This is a genomic window from Nostoc mirabile CHAB5784 (genome assembly GCF_020829645.1).
Taxonomy (GTDB): domain Bacteria; phylum Cyanobacteriota; class Cyanobacteriia; order Cyanobacteriales; family Nostocaceae; genus Nostoc; species Nostoc mirabile.
Genome location: NZ_JAIVFS010000005.1, coordinates 69551 through 88175, shown reverse-complemented (window position 1 = coordinate 88175; position 18625 = coordinate 69551). Strand labels below are relative to the sequence as shown.

Sequence of the window (18625 nt, the reverse complement as noted above, 5' to 3'; positions counted from 1 at the left end):
AGTGGGGTGTTAGAGACTTTTGCAAGAGGTCTACTATAACCGTATTGGCTAATTTATTTGTTGCAACTTCCAATATTCCGCACTCAATTAAGGTGCAAGCGCATTACCCCGAATTAGACTACCAATGGTTTTGGCAGTAATTTTCAGTTGGGTGATGGGATTCGCTGGGACAACCGTCTTATACAGATAGCTATCGAATGTTAGCCGTTGTACATCGAGGTCATCACACATTTCCACAAACGCCTCGCGGGTGGCGTTGGAACGATAGAACACGGTTTGCAGAATGTCCAGCACCTTGTAAGTGAGTCCATATCTTTTATCCCAACGCTTCAGGTAAACCTTAAGATCGCCTTCTGTAGGAATACGGCTACCACTGTTAGATGCTTCCACAATGGTTTCGGCACACATCCGCCCAGATTTAGCGGCAAAATAAATACCTTCGCCAGAAGACTTGGTAACGTAACCAGCAGCATCTCCCACCAAAGCGATGCGACCGACAACACGACGGGGACGGGGATGTTCAGGAATGGGGTGGGCTTCTACTTTGATAATTTTACCGCCTGCCAACTTCTCCGAAGCACGAGCGCGGATACCCGCTTGTAACTGTTTGATGCTGGCTTTATTGATCTGCATTGTACCAGTACCAACCGCTACGTGGTCATATTTGGGGAAAACCCAAGCGTAGAAATCGGTAGAAACGTCATCACCGACATACATTTCGGCGAGGTCGTTATAGTAGGCCATTTTGTCTTCGGGTAAGCGAATTCGCTCTTGGAAAGCGATCGCATAATTGTAATCCCCAGCGTCCATTTCTTTAGCAACGCGAGAATTAGCCCCATCTGCCCCAATAATTAGATCCACTTTCAGAGTTTTGGCAATACCCTGTGATATCCCTTCTGTATGGTCAACGTAATGGATGGTATAGGGATCAGTATTGTTTCCTGGTATATCAAGTTTATGAACAGTGGCATTAATTAAATTTGCGCCGATTTTTGCCGCGCGATCGCGCAAAAAGCCATCTAGTACTTCCCGGCGGCACATTCCTATATATTCTTCTTCATTTACCAGATTGATATCAACCTCCCGATTAGAAGGCGAAATCATTTTCATCTTCCGTACCCGGCGATCGATAATCTCTGGTGGCAAGTCAAACTCACTCACCATACATAGAGGAATTGCACCCCCACAAGGCTTTGCATTGTCTAGCTTCCGCTCAAACAAGTAGGTTTCAATCCCAGAGGCTGCCAGTGTTTCTGCGGCAGATGAACCAGCAGGGCCTGACCCAATAACAGCAACCCGTAGTGTCAAAGGTCTTTCTCCCAATCTTCACATTTACCGAGAGCATACTACCACGGTCTTTTGGGTGATTTGGCGCTTTACCTTCAGGTTTCTACTGAAATGCAATATTCCTTAATGTTTCGATACGAAAAGCGAGATGGAGAATTTGGTTAGTGACAACTCTCCCGCTAACCGCAGGCGGTGTAGCGGGAGCATCTCAGATTCACATAAGAGACTTGCTGCTTCACAGGACTTGTATCCAAGTATCCTCCACAGCCAGAAATCGGTAGTCCAACCGACCCATGCTTTAACACGGCAGTCGCTCCACTTGGGGAAACCCCAAGACCGCGCTGCCTCAGATTTAATGCACTGTTCCAGTCCCGATCTATAACTAGTCCACAAGAACAGCTATGAACACGAATTGCAAGGGTTTTCTCAACTCTTGCACCACACCTTGAACAGTTGATACTAGTTCCTCTAGGGTCAACGCCTCGTGTATGCTTGCCGCGTCTTACCGCTACTGCTTGCATGATTTGAAGGAATGCCGACCATGCAACATCTAGTATCGACTTAGCTAATCGCGTTCTAGCTAGGTAGGGTCGAGGTGTGCATTACAAATAATTAAGTCATAAGAATTAACCAACCAATGAGCAACAGACAAGTGAAACTCTTTTCTCTGCCTTGCAACGTGAAGATGAAGTCGAGTGGTAAGTGAGTAACATATAGTCATAATACCATTTGGTGGCATGACTTACAACGTAAGGCACACAGCGGTTTACAGTTTAAATATTCATTTAGTGCTAGTGACTAAATATCGCAGAAAAGTAATTAATCAGTCCATGCTATTAAGACTGCAAGAGATATTTGAAAACACCTGTACATTGAATCTTTTCTAACTGCGATCGCTAGTGGTGACGTAAAACTTACAGGTATAATTTTTGTAACCCAACCTAATTACTACCCTTAGTATTAATCGTTGTAAGGTTGTGGATCGAGAATCTCTACATCACTAGGTGATACTTCCCTCAGTCCACCAGTTGGATATAAGTCTTCTGAATTGAGAACTTCAACAATTATTTTAGAACCCTGACTACCCAATTGATATCCACCAAAAACTGCATATTCACCTGTACTCTTGATTCTTAAAATTAACTTGTAAATTTGCCCGGAAGTTCTAACAGCTTTGTACTCTTTACCTAACATCTGTTTCTCCTTATTCAAAAGCTCTTTCAGTAATTTTGCAGCTTGCTCATTACCTTTTGGTAGAAATTTGGGTAGCCAGTATGAAGCCTTACGTACTTCTTGAGGCTGTTCTGATAATTTGCCAGATAGGATGGCTATAACACGTCGAAAGCCAAGACGCGGGAGTAAATACTTTAGCCATAGTTCTATTTCACTAGCATTTGCTTCTGCGACTCCTCGCTCAAGCAGAATCTCAAAGTATCTTTTATTCTTCAATATGGCATTAGCTAACTTTAGACCGATGACAGAATTTCGATCTAAGATAGCGCTGATCTCATCGAACTGAGCTTCTTCGGGTAAACTCATCAGCCTCTGTTGTAAAGCTTTATGGTTTTCAAAATTTTTATCGGTAATAAATCGGCTAATCATATTATTTGTAACTATTAATCTCTGATAACATTTATCATCCGATTTAATTACACTCCAATGCGATCAAATGTCTTAATAATTACCAGGCATTCAATTGAGACTAATTAGACTTTTGAATTGACCTGGCTCAAAAAGTTCTTGAGGTAGTAAATCTGCGTTGCTCATCGATTCAGCAGCAGGTCGATAATGTCCAGATTCATTAGTCCATTTGCGAAGGATGCCTCTATTATTGCGTCCTGAAAAGTAGAGCCGACCAGCGTATTTTACATCCTCTCCCTTTGCTAAATCTATATGACCAATTGCTCTATCTGCAACCCTCGCACTGGCTCTACGAATAAACACTATTCCCTCTAGAGTGACAATAAAATTATAAACTCCTGATGCGGTGCGTTCTTCGCGTTTGTATGTAACCTCTCGCCATTTTCCTTCTTTGAGAACAAGCCGCGATTTTTGAATGATTCTTGGCGAGTCTTTGGGAAACAGGTTAGGGAATTTCTTTAACCCCAAGGCTCCTCACACTTTGTCCCTCATTGTAGCTTCCTCGATTGCAACAGTTGTGGTAGCTAAATCTTATTCATCCATAAATAAAGATGTATGGTATATATAAGACACAGTAATTCTATCAAGGATCTGTAGATTTAGTTGCAGAGGTATAGCGGCAGTGGGTATAGTAGTTGAGAATGTCTCCAAACAATTTGGGAGTTTCAAGGCAGTTGATCAGGTCAGCCTGGAAATTAAGAGTGGTTCGCTAGTTGCGTTGCTTGGCCCATCGGGATCAGGTAAATCTACGCTACTACGGTTAATTTCAGGTTTAGAAATGCCAGATAGCGGTAAAATCCTACTTACCGGTAAAGACACTACATACCAAAGTGTGCAACAACGAAATATTGGCTTTGTGTTTCAGCACTATGCCCTATTTAAGCATCTGACTGTCAGGCAGAATATTGCCTTTGGCTTAGAAATTCGTAAGGCACAGCCAAAGAAGATTAAGGGGCGGGTAGAACAGTTAATCGAATTGGTGCAATTGAGTGGACTAGGCGATCGCTATCCATCACAACTTTCTGGTGGCCAAAGACAACGGGTAGCATTAGCAAGGGCACTGGCAGTAGAACCTGAAGTATTACTGCTAGATGAACCCTTTGGCGCACTTGATGCTAAAGTCCGCAAAGACTTACGGGCATGGTTACGCCGCCTCCATGATGAGGTTCATGTTACCACAGTTTTTGTCACCCACGACCAGGAAGAAGCAATGGAAGTCTCCGATGAAGTTGTGGTCATGAATAAAGGGCGTGTGGAACAGGTGGGGACACCATCTGAAATTTACGATAATCCTGCCACCGCATTTGTAATGAGCTTCATTGGCCCGGTGAATGTGTTACCCAGCAACTCAAAGATTTTTCAAAGTAGCGGATTTGATGCGCCACACCCACAAGTATTTTTGCGTCCACAAGATGTGATTTTGGAAAAGGTTGCTAACGGTTCTACTACACCTGCGACAGTGAGCCGTTTGATACATTTGGGTTGGGAAATTCAGGTAGAATTAACTTTTGATGATGGGCAAGTGGTGATGGCGCATTTAACACGCGATCGCTTTAACCAATTAGAGTTAGAACCGAAACAGCGGGTGTATGTGAAGCCAAAGGATGCCAAGTCCTTCCCGCTGTCTTATTCAATTTAGTTGTCAATGTGGAAGTATTTATGCCTGCTGCTTTAGGTCGTAGCAGAAAAGCATTGCCAGAATATTTGCCAAATCCCCCAGTAGCCTGTGTAATAGCAGATGCTGATCAGATAAGGATATACAGAAGCACCAGTCCAGTATCATACTGAGGCTGGTGCGCTGGCTTTTCACACATTTATTGTGAGGATTAATTTAATGGGTCTTGCCCCTACTAGTCTGTCAAGTTTAAATTGATGGGTACGCAAGTTCGTAGCAAGGACTAAAGTCCTTATTTTCTAAGCACTAAAGTCCTTACTAAAAACCATCAAAACTAGCTTCACAGACTACTACTAACAAGGAGTCACATTAAACCGAATTCTATAACTCCCATTCAATCTAATTACAGTTCGCTGCCCCGCAGCTACATTTGTGGCACGCGCTATCAAAGTTGTGTTGATGCCGAAAACCGAATTCACTGGGTTAGCACATGCGTCTATTGTATCTGGTGTAATAGTTACATCTTTTAGCCATCCTCCTGAAAAGCCAGCCGGGAAGTTTGCGTTTGGATCATTACTAGAAATTGGAACTTGTCTCCCTTGAAACACTGCTCTAACCCTTAGGGCAGCACTGCCCCCCTGAGGCACATTTGCAAAACCAAAATACCTGAGGTTAATGGGCTGAACTCTATAGCCTCTAGGCACATTAAGCCCAATTCTGAGATTGCAAGATTGTGCTACCACTCTAGGAGATACAGCTACAGCCTGAAATCGAGGAAAAGTTACAGACAGAGTATTTCCTACCAAACTTGTTTGGGCACTTGCCGAGGGGCAACCATTTCCGAAAACAGTTACTGGAACACTTTCAAACTGAAATCCTTGTGTTTGAGGCTGTACTGTTTGAGCCTGTACTTCAGATAAACCCACAACATTTAAACTCAGTAGCGTCAAACTGGAAATAAGAGCAGTTAAAACTTTCATATCTTTCATCTCAAATAAGGAGAGCTTCTCAGGTTTGTTGTCAATACTATGTCTCAAGACACAGAGTCAAAAATTTCTTCAGAGCGATTGGAAGAAATATTTCGATAAGTTGGTAAAGCAGCTTTTGAGAGATCAGCTTTTGGGAAAAATTAAATGCAAAAGTAACTACGCATTTAAAAAACCTAACAAGGATTAAAAGCAAACTTTATTTGGAACAATACAGGGCCGATTTCTGTATCGATTTTATCAATTCGGATTTTGGTTTCTTGATTTGCAGGTATATCTCTAGCTCTTGCCGTCAGAGTTGAATTGATACCAAAAATCGAACTTACTGGGTTTTTACATGCATTTATTGTGCCTAATACAATACCTACATCTTTGCTCCAAGTAGCTGAAAAGCCAGGCCCAAACGTTGTGTTTGGATCATCGATAGTTGGAAGTTCTTGACCTTCAAAAAGTATTTTCACATTCAGGTCAGCACTGCCTGCTTGAGGCACATCTGCAAAGCCAACATACTTGAGGTTAATCGGCTGAACGCTCACTCCAGAAGGTACATTAAGACCGATCCGCAGATTGCAGGATTTTGATACAACCTTAGGAGGTGAAGCTAAAGCTTCAAACTCAGAAAATGTTATTGAAAGACTATCTGCATTCAAAATTCCCTTTGCTGTTCCGTTTGGGCAACCATTTCCGAAAAGAGTTACTGGAACTTCTTGAAGCTCAAATCCTTGTGTTTGAGCCTCTACCTGAGATAAACCCACAAGATTTAAACTCAGTAGCGTCAAACTGGAAATGATACCAGTTAAAACTTTCATCTAGTAACTCCCCGAAAATGTTTAATCTCCTATGAATATTACATGCAATATCAAACTCCTAAGATACTTTTAGACAAAGAAATTTTACCTTGCAGCCTCTTTGGGTTTTGGGGATTTCTAGCAGTTCTTAAATGTGTGCAATACGCTGTGGTTAAGGGAGACAGAGATAGGATAAAACAATCAATTTCTGACTCGGAAATTATTTATCAGCGTATTTCACTTCTCAGAAAATAATTCAGGAGTCAATATTTAGAATTCAGAATCGAATTCTGTACGATGGTTACTGAGCCTGCCGAAGTACTGGCGGATAGCGTAGCGGTAGCAAGTCTATCAGGGGATGAATAAATGGGTATTAAGGCCCCCACTAAATCTTCTCCTTTGGAAACGCACTCGGGTTCGATTTAATGTTCTGCAATAAAATAGCGAGGATTGAACCCCCCACTAATTGATTCTGACTCCTGAATTCTTACTTCTGAATTCTTCTTTAATTAAGAACTGCCCTCATGAGAAGTTTTGATAATATTGTACATCACAGACAAATATATTTTTCCTATCCAAAGACAGATATTTTGTAAATTTTGATTTCGTTAGATTTATCCGCTACTTTGGCTTGACCTAACTATTTATCAAGACAGAGAGTTAAAGACTTCTTCAGACCGATTGGAAGAAATCTTTCAAAAAGTTGGTAAAGCAGCTTTATAGCGAGTAGCTTTTGAGAAAAATTAAATACAAAACTAACTATGCATTTAAAAAACCTAACAAGAATTAAAAGCAAACTTGATGTCGATTGTATTAATTCGGATTTGGGCTTCTTGACCTCTAGGTAGATTTGTAGCTCTTAGCGTCAGAGTTGAATTGATACCAATAATCGAACTCCTAAAATCACAGCCAAATACTTTTCAAACAACCTCTTAGAGGGAGCAGGTTTTGGGAAAAATTAAATGCAAAACTGACTATGCATTTAAAAAACCTAACAAGGATTAAACTTAAACTTAATTTGGAACAATACAGGACCGATTGTTGTGTCGATTGTATTAATTCGGATTTGTGTTTCTTGATTTGCAGGTATACCTCTAGCTCTTGCCGTCAGAGTTGAATTGATACCAAAAACTGAACTCACTGGGTTACTACATGCATTTATTGTGTTTGCTATAACATTTATATTTTTGCTCCAAGTATCTGAAAAGCCAGCCGGAAACGTTTGGTTTGGATTATTGATAGTTGCAATACTTGCACCTTGAAATAATATTTCAACCCTCAGATCAGCACTGCCTCCTGTAGGCACATCTGCAAAACCAAGATACTTAACGCTAATCGGCTGAACGTTAAATCCAGAAGGTACATTAAGAGGGAACCGCAGATTGCAGGATACTGATACAACCCTAGAAGGTAAAGCTTTAGCTTCAAACGCAGAAAATGATACTGAAGCAGTATCTCCATTCAAAACTAGCTGTGCTGTTCCGTTTGGGCAACCATTTCCGAAAAAAGTTGCTGTATCTCTTATAAACGTAAATCCTGGTGTTTGAGCCTGTACCTGAGATAAACCCGCAACATTTAAACTCAGTAGCGTCAAACTGGAAATAAGACCAGTTAAAACTTTCATCTAATAACTCCGCGAAAATGTGTAATTTCCTATGGATATTAGCTGCAATGTCAAATTCCTAAAATACTTCTACAATAATAAATTTTACCCAGTAGCCTTTTCCAGGTTTGAGGATTTCTAGCAGTTCTTAATTGTCTGCAATACGCTCTGCTTAAGGGAGACAGAAATAGGATAAAACAATCAATTTCTGACTCGAAAATTATTTATCAGCGTATTTCACTTCTCAGAAAATAATTCAGGAGTCGAGACTTAGAATTCAGAATTGAATTCTGTATAAGTGGCGGATAGCGCAGCAGTAGCTAGTTTACCAGCAGAATGAATAAATGGGTTTAATACCCCCACGAAATCTTCTCTTTTGGAGACGCTACGCGAAGGATTTAGTGTTCAACAATAAAATGGTGGGTCTGACCCCCCCACTAAATTGATTCTGACCGGAGGCGGAGCGTCTCCGGCTCCGCTCCTGAATTCTTACTTCTGAATTATTCTCCAATTCAGAATTGCCATTACCATAATCCTTGAAAAAATTCAAAATCACAGAGAAATAATATATTTTACCTATCCAAAGACGTATGTTTGGCAAATTCTGATTTTGATAGATTTATCAACTACTTTGACTTGACCTAACTATTTATCAACACAGAGAGTCCAAGATTTATTCAAAGCGATTGGAAGAAATCTTTCGATAAGTTGGTAAAGCAGCTTTTGAGAGTTCAGCTTTTGGGAAAAATTAAATGCAAAACTAACTATGCATTTAAAAAACCTAACAAGGATTAAACTCAAACTTGATTTGGAACAATACAGGGCCGATTGTTGTGTCGATTGTATCAATTCGAATTTGGGTTTCTTGGCCTCTAGGTATACTTGTAGCTCTTGCTATCAGAGTTGAATTGATACCAAAAACCGAACTCACTGAGTTCCTACATGCATTTATTGTGCCTAATACAATACCTACATCTTTGCTCCAAACATCTGAGAAGCCAGCCGGAAACGTTCGGTTTGGATTATCGATAGTTTCAACTTGTTGACCTTGAAAAAGTATTTTCACGTTCAGGTCAGCACTGCCTCTTGTAGGCACATCTGCAAAGCCAAGATACTTGACGTTAACCGGCTGAACGTTAAATCCAGAAGGTACATTCAGGCCGATCCGCAGATTACAGGATGCTGATACAACCCTAGAACGTGGAGCTTTCGCTTCAAATTCACTAAATGTTATTGAAAGGGTATCTCCATTCAAAACTCCTTGTGCTGTTCCGTCCGGGCAACCATTTCCCGTAAGAGTCACTGGAACATCTTGAAACGAAAATCCTTCTGTTTGAGCTTGTACCTGAGATAAACCGACAACATTTAAACTCAGTAGCGTCAAGCTGGAAATAATGCCAGTTAAAACTTTCATACTTTTAGACTCCGCGAAAACGTGTAATTTCCTGTACAAATTAGCTGCAACTTAAAATTCCCTTAGATCCTTCTACACAAACTAATTTTATCCAACAGCCTGTTGGGGACTTATAGCAGTTCTTAATTGTCTGTAATACGCTTTGGTTAAAGCAGAGAGAAATAGGATAAAATAATCAATTTCTAGTTCTGAAATTATATTATCAGCTATTTCATTTATTTAAGAATTGCCATTTTGTTGCCAATACTATTTTTAACAACAGATAGCCAAAGATTTCTTCAGAGCGATTGGAAGAAATCTTTGGATAACTTTGGTCAAGCAACTTTAGAGGATGTTTTAAAAGGGTATTTTGCTCTCATGATAAATCACGGCGAACCATCTCAGTACATGGCTGAAATCGTATTTTTTTCGTCGCAGTTGACCTGAGCTAGAAAGGTAAAGTTATACCTTCCTGGACTTTTAAAACATCCTTTTAGAGGCATCAGCTGTTGTGAAAAATTAAATGCAAAACTGAATTATGCATTTAAAAAATCTAACAAGGATTAAAAGCAAACTTGATTCTGAACAATACAGGGCCGATTGTTGTGTCGATTGTATCAATTCGGATTTGGGTTTCTAGACCTTCAGGTTTAGTTGATACATTTGTAGCTCTTGCGGTCAGATTTGTATTGATACCAAAAATCGAACTCACTGGGTTCTTACACGCATTTATTGTGCCTAATACAATACCTACATTTTTGCTCCAAACATCTGAAAAGCCAGGGTTAAACGTTGCGTTTGGATTATTGTTAGTTGGAACTATTTGACCTTGAAATAGTATTCTAACGTTCAGGTTAGCACTACCTCTTGCAGGCACATCTGCAAAGCCAAGATATTGGACGTTAATCGGCTGAACATTCAATCCAGAAGGTACATTAAGACCGATTCGTAGATTGCAGGATGCTGATACAACCCTAGGAGGTGAAGCTTTAGCTTCAAACTCAGAAAATGTTACTGAAAGAGTATCTCCATTCAAAATTCCCTCTGCTGTTCCCGCTGGGCAACCATTTCCGAAAAGAGTTACTGGAACTTTTTGAAAAGTAAATCCTTGTGGTGTTTGAGCCTGTACCTGAGATAAACCGACAACATTTAAACTCAGTAGTGTCAAGCTGGAAATCAGACCAGTTAAAATTTTCATAATTTTCGACTCCGCAAAAACGTGTAATTTCTGGACATTAGCTGCAACTTAAAATTCCTAAGATACTTCTACACGAAGGAATTTTACCCAGCAGCCTGTTTGGGGTTTGGGGACTTTTAGCCGTTATTAAATATGTTCAATACGCTCTGCTAAGGCAGACAGAAATAGGATAAAAAAATCAATTTCTGGCTGTGAAATTATTTCTCAGCGTATTTCACTTACCAGACAAGAATTCAGGAGTTAAAATTGAGAATTTAGAATCGAACTCTGTACAACTGCCGGATATCGCAGGGGTAGCAAGTCTACGAGCGAATGAATAAATGGGTTTAAGACGGCGACTAAATTATTCGCCTAGCGTCATCCAAGGGAGAAGATTTAGTGGTCAAAAACAAATGGGTGGGTCTCAATCCCCCACTAATTGATTTTGACTCCTGAATTCTGACTTCTGAATTTTTCTATTGAGAATTGCCTGTACAACAAGTCTCGAAAGAAATAGTAAGTCATTTGAGAAATATTTTATATCTATCTAAAGGAATAGATCAAGTAAATTTTAACAAATAATTACGGGAAAGTACGTAGATATGTAACGGTGAGACAGCCTTTTGGTAGGGTTTCCCTCGGCAGATCCCAAGGAAGTGCATTGCAGCAACTGCTGTGAAGTCGCGTCAGGCGACTGCGCGGTAGCGAGTCAGACGCTCCCTATGGACGCTCGTTCTTTGCTAGCGCAACATTTACGAGCATCAGTACTTGTCTTCAGACATCGCTTTTACCTAAGATCCTCTCAACGGTGGTAAAATTTCCAAAACCGTAATGCTCAAATCAGGAAACTCTAAAGGTGAAATAGTCGCATCTTGTGCCAAAATTACTTCACTTTGATAGCCATCCTGAGTTGGTTCTCGAAAGACGTGCAATTGACGACGAACCACATCTAACACCCAATAATCTCTAATCCCCGCTTGCGAGTAGGCTTTAGCTTTGATTTCGCAGTCTAGTTTCAGGCTGCTATCTGCTACTTCAATAATCAGATAAACTTCTTTGGGAGTAGGATGGTGGTCTGCGTAGTCCAGCGGATCTACTTTAACTACAGCAATATCCGGTTCTGGTTCAGACCATTCATTCAACTTTACTGGGTCTTGAACACATATCAAAGCCCGATTCCTTAAACTATTTTGCAGTAATCTATCTGTTCTCCCCACTGCTGATCTATGGGCTGTCCCTTTAGCAATCATCCAAATTATCTTTCCTTCTAGCAGTTCTACTCGTTCATCTGCACCAAAAATCCCAGCCTCAGCCATCCGGTGGTATTCTTTAACTGTCCACAGGCGAAGTTGTAACGTCGTTTCTGTGTTTTGCATCGCTTGTTTAGCAACTGTGAGGAGCAATTAATATCCTAGCAGTTTTAACTTGACACACCAAAAATAGTATGATATGCAAGGGCACACATATATCATTGGTGTCAACTTAACGTGAAACCCTTGTCAAGACGTGATATTCAGTTCTCTGGCTTCCCATCACGATCCGCGTCACCCCACCCTAACCCTCCCCTTAGAAAGGGGAGGGAACTAAATTTCCTGTTTCCCCCCAATATATCGGGGGGATTAAGGGGGGTAAAACGCCTGTGGGACATGCATTTGAGCTTAAGTTGACACGCATGCACATATATACGCCCCTACTTCACGCAATTGAAAACTGCTATAAATTAATCTAATCTTCTAAAATCTGGATTTCATCAAGTTGATTAATCACCACATCCGCACCTCGGACGTTATCCGACTTACCCATCCAAGTGATACCAATACAACCTGCGGCTTTAGCATCACGCGCCATTTGCATATCACCAACGGAATCACCCACCATCAATGTAGCGCCTGGTTCGACTCCCAAAGCTTGGCAAGCTTGCAAAAATAGTACCGGATCTGGTTTACTCGGCCCCTCATCTACTCCCATTTCCAACTCGATATAATCATTTAATTGGTGATTCTTTACAAAGTTATGTACTTCATCGCTTGTTGCAGCTGAGAGGATACCGAGTTTCAAACCCCCTTTGTGTAGGTATTTCAACAAGTCTAAGCTACCTACAAACAGGGGTGAAGGAGTTTTTTCAATGTATTTTTCCGCTTCATCCAAAGCTTGACGGGCTATTTTTAAAGACTCAAACCATCCTCTTCCTGTTTCGGCAATATATGCCGCAGCCGCAACTTCTGTTTCACGGCGACTCGCTACCGATATCAAACCTGCCGGATCTAGAAGATTGCCATTGATGCCAAATGCCATTAATAGCGGTTCCCCAATACCGGGAACTTGAGCGTCTATCAACCTTGCTGCTCTTTGTGCGAGCGATCGCAAATACGTTTCTGAATCTTCTAGGGTACCGTTTTTGTCAAACAAAATTGCCTGGATATTATCAAAAGTGATGTTTCTACATTTAATAGTTGCCACAATATTTCATTCCATTTATTTAGTTAAAAGTGAAGAGTTATGAGTTTTTATGCTTAACTCCTAACTGTCCCCAATTCTCCACATAAAAAAAGAGGGTTTTTCCCTCTTTATAGTATGATTTAATACTCTTACTTAAAAATAAGTAAAACTATAAATGTATTATTCTTCAATAGCTGCTGGAATTTCTTCTTCAGTTTCCGTCGCTGCTGGAATATCTTCTTCAATTTCCGCAACTGGTGGAATTACTTCGTCAAGTTCCACTGCTGGTGGAATATCTTCGTCAAGTTCCGTTGCTGGTGGAATATCTTCTTCTGCTACAACATCCGCAAGTGCAGCAGGGGCAGCAGTAGCACCTTGTTGCTTGGCTAATAGCTGTTCACGATACTTAGCAGCCATTTCTTCCGCCTTATCGTAGACCAAATCCCGGTTTTTAATCATGTCGCCGGGTTCGGGTTCTAGCTGCTTGGTAGATAGGGAAATCCGACCCCTTTCTGCATCCAAGTCAATGATCATAACTTTTACTTCATCATTGACATTGAACACGCTATGAGGTGTATCAATATGTTCGTGGGAAATCTCAGAAATGTGCAGTAGACCACTGACGCCGCCAATGTCGATGAAAGCACCGTAGGGTTTGATGCCACGAACTGTACCAATTACTACTTCGCCGACTTCTAGGCGGTTCATCTTACGTTCAACCAGCGCCCGACGGTGAGATAGAACTAATCGGTTACGTTCTTCATCCACCTCTAGGAATTTCAATGGCAAATCTTCGCCTACCAATTCTTCTTTAGGTTTGCGGGTACTGATATGGGAGCCGGGGATAAAGCCACGTAATCCCTCAATCCGTACTAATGCTCCACCGCGATTGGTTGCAAATACGCCAGAACGGACAGTAGCATCTTCTGCTTGCAGCTGTCGCACGCGCTCCCAAGCCCGCATATATTCAATACGGCGAATGGAAAGGGTTAATTGACCATCTTCGTTTTCATCGGTGAGGATGAAAAATTCTCGGGTTTCGTTTGACTGTAAGACTTCTTCCGGGCTATCTACCCGGTTAATAGACATTTCTTGTATAGGAATATATGCTGCGGTTTTAGCACCAATGTCAATCAGAGCGCCGCGCGGCTCTATACTGAAAACTGTTCCTGGTACAACATCACCAGGGCTAAAATGATAATCGTATTTGTCAAGTAGAGCAGCGAAATCTTCGTGAGTGAATCCAATTTCTGTAGCGGTTAAATTCTGATTGACCATGCTGATTTGTTCCTGGTTCTAGTCTCCGTAAAGGTTGTGTGACAAGCGCGATGTGTTATGCAAACAGTTTTATGGCAGCCTACATTAACATCCATTTTCATCCTAGCGCAGAAAAGCTAGTATTAACACATATCTACTCCCAAGATTGGAAATTATATCACAACAATTAGTCATTAGTCATTAGTCATTGGTCATTAGTCATTAGTCATTGGTCATTAGTGAGAAACAACATAAAAGACAAAGGACAAAGGACAAAGGACAAATACAATAATATCCGTTGCTACTAAGGATCGTAGCAACGGATACTAACATCAAATCCGCTTAAAGGTCTGGTATATAGGATCTACTTATCTTTTGGTTTCTCAAAGCGAGGGGGTTCGCGAAATGCGATCGCAAAAAAGAGAGTACCTATACACAGAGTAAAAATCAAGATGTACGCAACGCTTTCCATATTACGATTTCCTGCCTATAGAGCTAGTAATTAAACTTTTTAGTGCTGAGTCAGAGCCTTAACTCATAACTCAGCACTGAAATTATAGAGCTTCCTTCCGGCGGGTTGACTTGTCACCCACTTTCTGGAATAGACCCCACTCAACTTGCTCTTCTAGATCGGCATCAACACCAGCAAATACATCTCGGTAGATTGTCCGAGAGCCATGCCAGAGATGGCCAAAGAAGAACAAGAGAGCAAATACTGCATGTCCAAATGTAAACCAACCTCTAGGACTGGTGCGGAATACACCATCAGAGTTCAAGGTTTCCCGGTCAAATTCAAAGATTTCACCGCCTTGAGCTTTCCGGGCATACTTTTTCACATCAGCTGGTTCTGTAAAGGTCTTACCATTCAGATTGCCACCATAGAAGCTGACGGTGACACCAGATTGCTCGAAGCTATACTTAGATTCTGCCCGACGGAAGGGAATGTCAGCGCGGACAATTCCATCTGCGTCGGTCAAAATCACTGGAAAGGTTTCAAAGAAGTTGGGGAGACGACGCACGGTCAATTCCCGTCCTTCAGAATCTTTGAATACGGCGTGACCTTGCCAAGACTGAGCAATGCCATCACCCTTAACCATCGGCCCTGTACGGAATAGACCGCCTTTAGCGGGGCTATTACCGACGTAATCATAGAAAGCCAGCTTTTCGGGAATCTGCGACCAAGCTTGCTCAAGGGTTGCACCTTGGGCAACACTTGTTTGGACGCGCTGCTGAATTTCTTGACGGAAGTAGCTTTGATCCCATTGATAGCGGGTTGGGCCAAACAATTCGATGGGAGTGGCGGCGTTACCGTACCACATAGTACCAGCAACAACGAAAGCAGCAAAGAAAACTGCTGCAATACTGCTAGAAAGTACTGTTTCAATGTTCCCCATCCGTAGGGCTTTGTAGAGCCGTTCGGGGGGTCTGACTGTGAGGTGGAATAAGCCTGCAATAATACCAACAACACCAGCAGCAATGTGGTGAGCCACAATCCCACCAGGGTTGTATGGGTTAAAACCATCTGGGCCCCATTCTGGTGCTACTGCTTGCGCTGCTCCAGTTATACCGTAGGGGTCAGTAACCCACATGCCTGGGCCAAATAGTCCGGTGAGGTGAAAAGCACCAAATCCAAAACAAAGTAGACCAGATAAGAACAGGTGAATGCCAAACATTTTTGGCAAGTCTAGGGCAGGTTCACCAGTGCGGGGATCTCTAAAGAGTTCCAAATCCCAGTAAACCCAGTGCCAAACGGCGGCTAGGAACAAAAGACCGGAAAGAACAATGTGAGCCGCAGCAACGCCTTCAAATGACCAGAAGCCAGGATCAGTTGCTGGGCCACCAGTCACGTTCCAACCACCCCAAGATTGGGTAACGCCCAAACGTGACATGAAGGGTAGAACGAACATCCCTTGACGCCACATGGGATTGAGAACCGGATCGCTAGGGTCAAAAACAGCCAGTTCGTAGAGTGCCATCGAACCAGCCCAGCCTGCTACTAAGGCTGTGTGCATTAAGTGTACAGAAATCAGCCGCCCTGGATCATTCAGAACGACTGTATGTACTCGGTACCAGGGTAGTCCCATCGACTACGCTCCTCCTCGATGAGTTAGTTTACAAAGCAATTTTCTTACTGAGATTCTGAGAAACGAAAACCGCCACTCAGAAAACTCTCTCTTGTTTTTTGTTATTGCCAGAGCCGAAGCCTTACCACAGCTTAGTCTTATAAGTTAGACGGCATGGGTGCTTTGGCAATGCTTACTCGCTTCGGGAGGTTTACCTTGTAGGGTAGCCACCGCCAAGCAAAAATGAGAATGTTTTAAAAAGTGTAACTATTGATGGAATTGTTTGCAAGCGTGTAAATTGATGCGATCGCGTAGCATGTCCAAGTTTTTTCGCTACCAATCGCTGTCGGGGATTAAATTTGCTTATCTTTTCTTTATGAGGGGAGTGGGGGAACAAGAGGAGGGGACAAGAATAATTATGTTGTTATGTTACTTGGCCTACTCCCTACTCCCTACTCCCTATTCCCCACTCCCCACTATCTACTGAACCACCAATTGGATGTTTTGCAGTTGACATTTCGTCTCAGCCTTACCCAGCCGTTCAATTACCTGTTCAGCACTCATCAGACGCTTGAGTACAACTTGTCCTATGGTCTGACTGGCAATTACTGGTGTTGTTGGCTTCACTTCCACGGTTAAAACGGCTTCTTCAACTCGATAAAGCCATAGCAATTCGTTTTGTTCCACTAAACAAATATTCATTCGCTGAATATCTGGTTGGCGTCGCCATGCGGTTATTTGCCAGAGTCCATCAGATGCCCAGACTCTAGCAACTGCCCATCCCTCAGATAGAAAGAAATACTTCACGTTTTTAGTCTCACTGTTAGACTTTCAATCTGCTGTTTACGATATCGTATATTATTTGTTAATAATGTATCACTAATGATATTTTAAATTAAGTTAATTAAATGATTATTGCCCACTTTATTAATAGGGAAAATACTTATTTATTTCATTGAACTTCAGTACAACAAATAACAACATCACAATATCTGATTTTAAGCTACTAGTTTTATTTTCTTGCAAAGGTGACAACAAATGTTTATGTATACTATAGTTAGCAAATACCGAACATAATTTTATGAATACTTTAGGTAATTATGAACAAACCTATAAACTCACCATTTAGATATCCTGGTGGCAAATTTTATGCTCGTAATTTGATTCTTAATCAGATTCCTTTCCACTCCTGTTATGCTGAACCTTTTGCAGGGGGTGGATCTATCTTTTTTGTAAAAGATAAAGTAAATATTAATTGGCTCAATGATATTGATGAATTATTAATAAATACCTTGTTAATAATTCGAGATAAACCCGAAGAATTAATAAAATTTTTAGAAGGTGAATCTGCTACTAAAGAAAGACATACATATTACAAAAATGAATTCATACCACAAAATAAACTAGAACAAGCTGGTAGATGGTTTTACCTCAACAGAACCTCCTACTCTGGGATCATGAAGCATCAGAACTGTTATTGGGGATATGGTGAAAAATACAGTATGCGTCCAGAGAATTGGCCCAGAAATATCCGTCGAACTTCTGAGAAACTTCAAAACGTTAAAATTACTAATTTTGACTTTGAAGAAGTTATCAAATCTGTACCTGATGGATCTTTCTTATTTATTGATCCTCCTTATTTCAATGCAGATCAAGATAAATTTTATGTTCATTCATTTTCTAAAGACGATCATTTCAGGCTATGCCAAATATTAAACAGACATAAGCAGAGAATAAAATTTCTTATAACTTACGATAATAGCGAAGCAATTAGAAAATTATATGAATGGGCATTGGAAATACACGACAAAGAATGGAATTATACAATTAATAGAACCGACGATCAAAAAAATGGAAAAAGTAAACAAGATAACTTTAAAGGCGAACGATATAAGGGGAAAGAAATTTTTATATTAAACTACTATTCTCTTGACTCTACTTCTCAAAAATCTGAACAGTTAATTTTAAAATTTTGAATTATTATCTAGAAATAATTAATGTAAATGAGGTGAAAATCTAAACTTTTAGAAGTAATTCATCGAAGAAAGGTTCGCATTTTTCTATTTCTATCCATTTATTTTTTGGAGAAGGAACTTCTGTTAATTCTAAATTTTGAACCTTGCCAAAATTAATAACTGGGTTGTTCTTTAAGCATTTTTAATTAATATCTTTTAATAATTCATCTACAGCTATAGCCAGCGCCTTAGCTATTTTTCCAATATTTATAAGAGTGATGTTTTTTTCGCCTCTTTCAATCATTCCTATGTATGTGCGATGAAGTTCTGCTTTTTCGGCTAATTCCTCTTGGGATAGTCCTCTCTGCAATCTTTCATCTCTGACTCGTTTTCCAAATTTATCAAGTATCTCAGCTCTCAT

Annotated in this window: 18 protein-coding genes and 1 pseudogene; 3 read left to right on the top strand and 16 right to left on the bottom strand. The window is 40.8% G+C overall.

What is annotated here, in order from left to right:
• Positions 1 to 87: 87 nt before the first annotated feature.
• Positions 88 to 1308 (bottom strand): geranylgeranyl reductase, encoded by a 1221-nt coding sequence (gene chlP / locus LC653_RS05830; RefSeq protein ID WP_229493293.1) that lies wholly within the window; start codon positions 1306 to 1308, stop codon positions 88 to 90.
• Between the two features lie 158 nt (positions 1309 to 1466).
• Entirely contained in the window at positions 1467 to 1808 is a 342-nt protein-coding gene (locus LC653_RS05825; protein WP_229493292.1) for a zinc ribbon domain-containing protein, read from the bottom strand.
• 213 nt (positions 1809 to 2021) lie between these two features.
• Between LC653_RS05825 and LC653_RS47235 the strand changes: the two are divergent.
• Positions 2022 to 2156, top strand: a pseudogene (locus LC653_RS47235) (transposase); the annotation flags it as partial.
• Between the two features lie 91 nt (positions 2157 to 2247).
• Here the strand turns inward: LC653_RS47235 and LC653_RS05820 are convergent.
• Together LC653_RS05820 and LC653_RS05815 are read right to left on the bottom strand one after the other, a co-directional pair.
• Positions 2248 to 2889, bottom strand: a complete 642-nt coding sequence (locus LC653_RS05820; RefSeq protein ID WP_229493291.1) for a hypothetical protein — start codon at positions 2887 to 2889, stop codon at positions 2248 to 2250.
• Between the two features lie 90 nt (positions 2890 to 2979).
• Positions 2980 to 3396, bottom strand: coding sequence for a hypothetical protein (locus LC653_RS05815; RefSeq protein WP_229493290.1), 417 nt, complete (start codon positions 3394 to 3396; stop codon positions 2980 to 2982).
• A gap of 154 nt (positions 3397 to 3550) precedes the next feature.
• On the opposite strand from LC653_RS05815, the gene LC653_RS05810 reads away from it, so the two are divergent.
• Positions 3551 to 4567, top strand: a complete 1017-nt coding sequence (locus LC653_RS05810; RefSeq protein ID WP_229493289.1) for a sulfate/molybdate ABC transporter ATP-binding protein — start codon at positions 3551 to 3553, stop codon at positions 4565 to 4567.
• Positions 4568 to 4896: 329 nt separating this feature from the next.
• On the opposite strand, the gene LC653_RS05805 is transcribed toward LC653_RS05810, so the two are convergent.
• The 11 genes from LC653_RS05805 to LC653_RS05755 all read right to left on the bottom strand — a co-directional run bounded on the left by LC653_RS05805 (position 4897) and on the right by LC653_RS05755 (position 17056).
• Entirely contained in the window at positions 4897 to 5523 is a 627-nt protein-coding gene (locus tag LC653_RS05805) for a DUF4360 domain-containing protein (RefSeq protein ID WP_229493288.1), read from the bottom strand.
• Positions 5524 to 5705: 182 nt separating this feature from the next.
• Entirely contained in the window at positions 5706 to 6338 is a 633-nt protein-coding gene (locus LC653_RS05800) for a DUF4360 domain-containing protein (protein ID WP_229493287.1), read from the bottom strand.
• Between the two features lie 970 nt (positions 6339 to 7308).
• Positions 7309 to 7941 (bottom strand): DUF4360 domain-containing protein, encoded by a 633-nt coding sequence (locus LC653_RS05795; RefSeq protein WP_229493286.1) that lies wholly within the window; start codon positions 7939 to 7941, stop codon positions 7309 to 7311.
• A 760-nt stretch (positions 7942 to 8701) separates the two neighbouring features.
• Positions 8702 to 9334 carry a DUF4360 domain-containing protein gene (locus LC653_RS05790; protein ID WP_229493285.1) on the bottom strand — a complete coding sequence of 211 codons (633 nt, stop codon included), beginning with the start codon at positions 9332 to 9334 and terminating at the stop codon, positions 8702 to 8704.
• A 532-nt stretch (positions 9335 to 9866) separates the two neighbouring features.
• On the bottom strand, positions 9867 to 10511 hold the full coding sequence (locus LC653_RS05785) for a DUF4360 domain-containing protein (protein ID WP_229493284.1): 645 nt from the start codon (positions 10509 to 10511) through the stop codon (positions 9867 to 9869).
• A 770-nt stretch (positions 10512 to 11281) separates the two neighbouring features.
• Positions 11282 to 11866, bottom strand: coding sequence for a Uma2 family endonuclease (locus LC653_RS05780; protein WP_229493422.1), 585 nt, complete (start codon positions 11864 to 11866; stop codon positions 11282 to 11284).
• A 349-nt stretch (positions 11867 to 12215) separates the two neighbouring features.
• Entirely contained in the window at positions 12216 to 12950 is a 735-nt protein-coding gene (locus LC653_RS05775) for an HAD family hydrolase (RefSeq protein ID WP_229493283.1), read from the bottom strand.
• A 159-nt stretch (positions 12951 to 13109) separates the two neighbouring features.
• Positions 13110 to 14207, bottom strand: coding sequence for a 30S ribosomal protein S1 (locus LC653_RS05770; RefSeq protein WP_229493282.1), 1098 nt, complete (start codon positions 14205 to 14207; stop codon positions 13110 to 13112).
• Positions 14208 to 14550: 343 nt separating this feature from the next.
• Positions 14551 to 14658, bottom strand: a complete 108-nt coding sequence (locus tag LC653_RS05765) for a photosystem II reaction center protein T (RefSeq protein WP_084227385.1) — start codon at positions 14656 to 14658, stop codon at positions 14551 to 14553.
• A gap of 82 nt (positions 14659 to 14740) precedes the next feature.
• Positions 14741 to 16270 carry a photosystem II chlorophyll-binding protein CP47 gene (gene psbB / locus LC653_RS05760; protein WP_229493281.1) on the bottom strand — a complete coding sequence of 510 codons (1530 nt, stop codon included), beginning with the start codon at positions 16268 to 16270 and terminating at the stop codon, positions 14741 to 14743.
• Positions 16271 to 16729: 459 nt separating this feature from the next.
• Entirely contained in the window at positions 16730 to 17056 is a 327-nt protein-coding gene (locus LC653_RS05755; protein WP_229493280.1) for a hypothetical protein, read from the bottom strand.
• Between the two features lie 293 nt (positions 17057 to 17349).
• Here LC653_RS05755 and LC653_RS05750 point away from each other — a divergent pair, with 293 nt between their 5' ends.
• The gene (locus LC653_RS05750; protein WP_229493279.1) at positions 17350 to 18225 is read left to right on the top strand and encodes a DNA adenine methylase; all 876 of its coding nucleotides are present in this window, start codon (positions 17350 to 17352) and stop codon (positions 18223 to 18225) included.
• 181 nt (positions 18226 to 18406) lie between these two features.
• On the opposite strand, the gene LC653_RS05745 is transcribed toward LC653_RS05750, so the two are convergent.
• A complete protein-coding gene (locus LC653_RS05745; protein ID WP_229493277.1) occupies positions 18407 to 18625 on the bottom strand; it encodes a helix-turn-helix domain-containing protein in 219 nt (72 codons plus the stop codon).

Bases quoted from the DNA above. Each gene is read 5' to 3' on its own strand.
- LC653_RS05785 (WP_229493284.1), bottom strand. From the start codon at position 10,511: ATGAAAATTTTAACTGGTCTGATTTCCAGCTTGACACTACTGAGTTTA.
- LC653_RS05770 (WP_229493282.1), bottom strand. From the start codon at position 14,207: ATGGTCAATCAGAATTTAACCGCTACAGAAATTGGATTCACTCACGAA.
- LC653_RS05825 (WP_229493292.1), bottom strand. From the start codon at position 1,808: ATGCAAGCAGTAGCGGTAAGACGCGGCAAGCATACACGAGGCGTTGAC.
- LC653_RS05790 (WP_229493285.1), bottom strand. From the start codon at position 9,334: ATGAAAGTTTTAACTGGCATTATTTCCAGCTTGACGCTACTGAGTTTA.
- LC653_RS05800 (WP_229493287.1), bottom strand. From the start codon at position 6,338: ATGAAAGTTTTAACTGGTATCATTTCCAGTTTGACGCTACTGAGTTTA.
- LC653_RS05765 (WP_084227385.1), bottom strand. From the start codon at position 14,658: ATGGAAAGCGTTGCGTACATCTTGATTTTTACTCTGTGTATAGGTACT.
- LC653_RS05820 (WP_229493291.1), bottom strand. From the start codon at position 2,889: ATGATTAGCCGATTTATTACCGATAAAAATTTTGAAAACCATAAAGCT.
- LC653_RS05750 (WP_229493279.1), top strand. From the start codon at position 17,350: ATGAACAAACCTATAAACTCACCATTTAGATATCCTGGTGGCAAATTT.
- LC653_RS05745 (WP_229493277.1), bottom strand. From the start codon at position 18,625: ATGAGAGCTGAGATACTTGATAAATTTGGAAAACGAGTCAGAGATGAA.
- LC653_RS05795 (WP_229493286.1), bottom strand. From the start codon at position 7,941: ATGAAAGTTTTAACTGGTCTTATTTCCAGTTTGACGCTACTGAGTTTA.
- LC653_RS05780 (WP_229493422.1), bottom strand. From the start codon at position 11,866: ATGCAAAACACAGAAACGACGTTACAACTTCGCCTGTGGACAGTTAAA.
- LC653_RS05805 (WP_229493288.1), bottom strand. From the start codon at position 5,523: ATGAAAGTTTTAACTGCTCTTATTTCCAGTTTGACGCTACTGAGTTTA.
- psbB (WP_229493281.1), bottom strand. From the start codon at position 16,270: ATGGGACTACCCTGGTACCGAGTACATACAGTCGTTCTGAATGATCCA.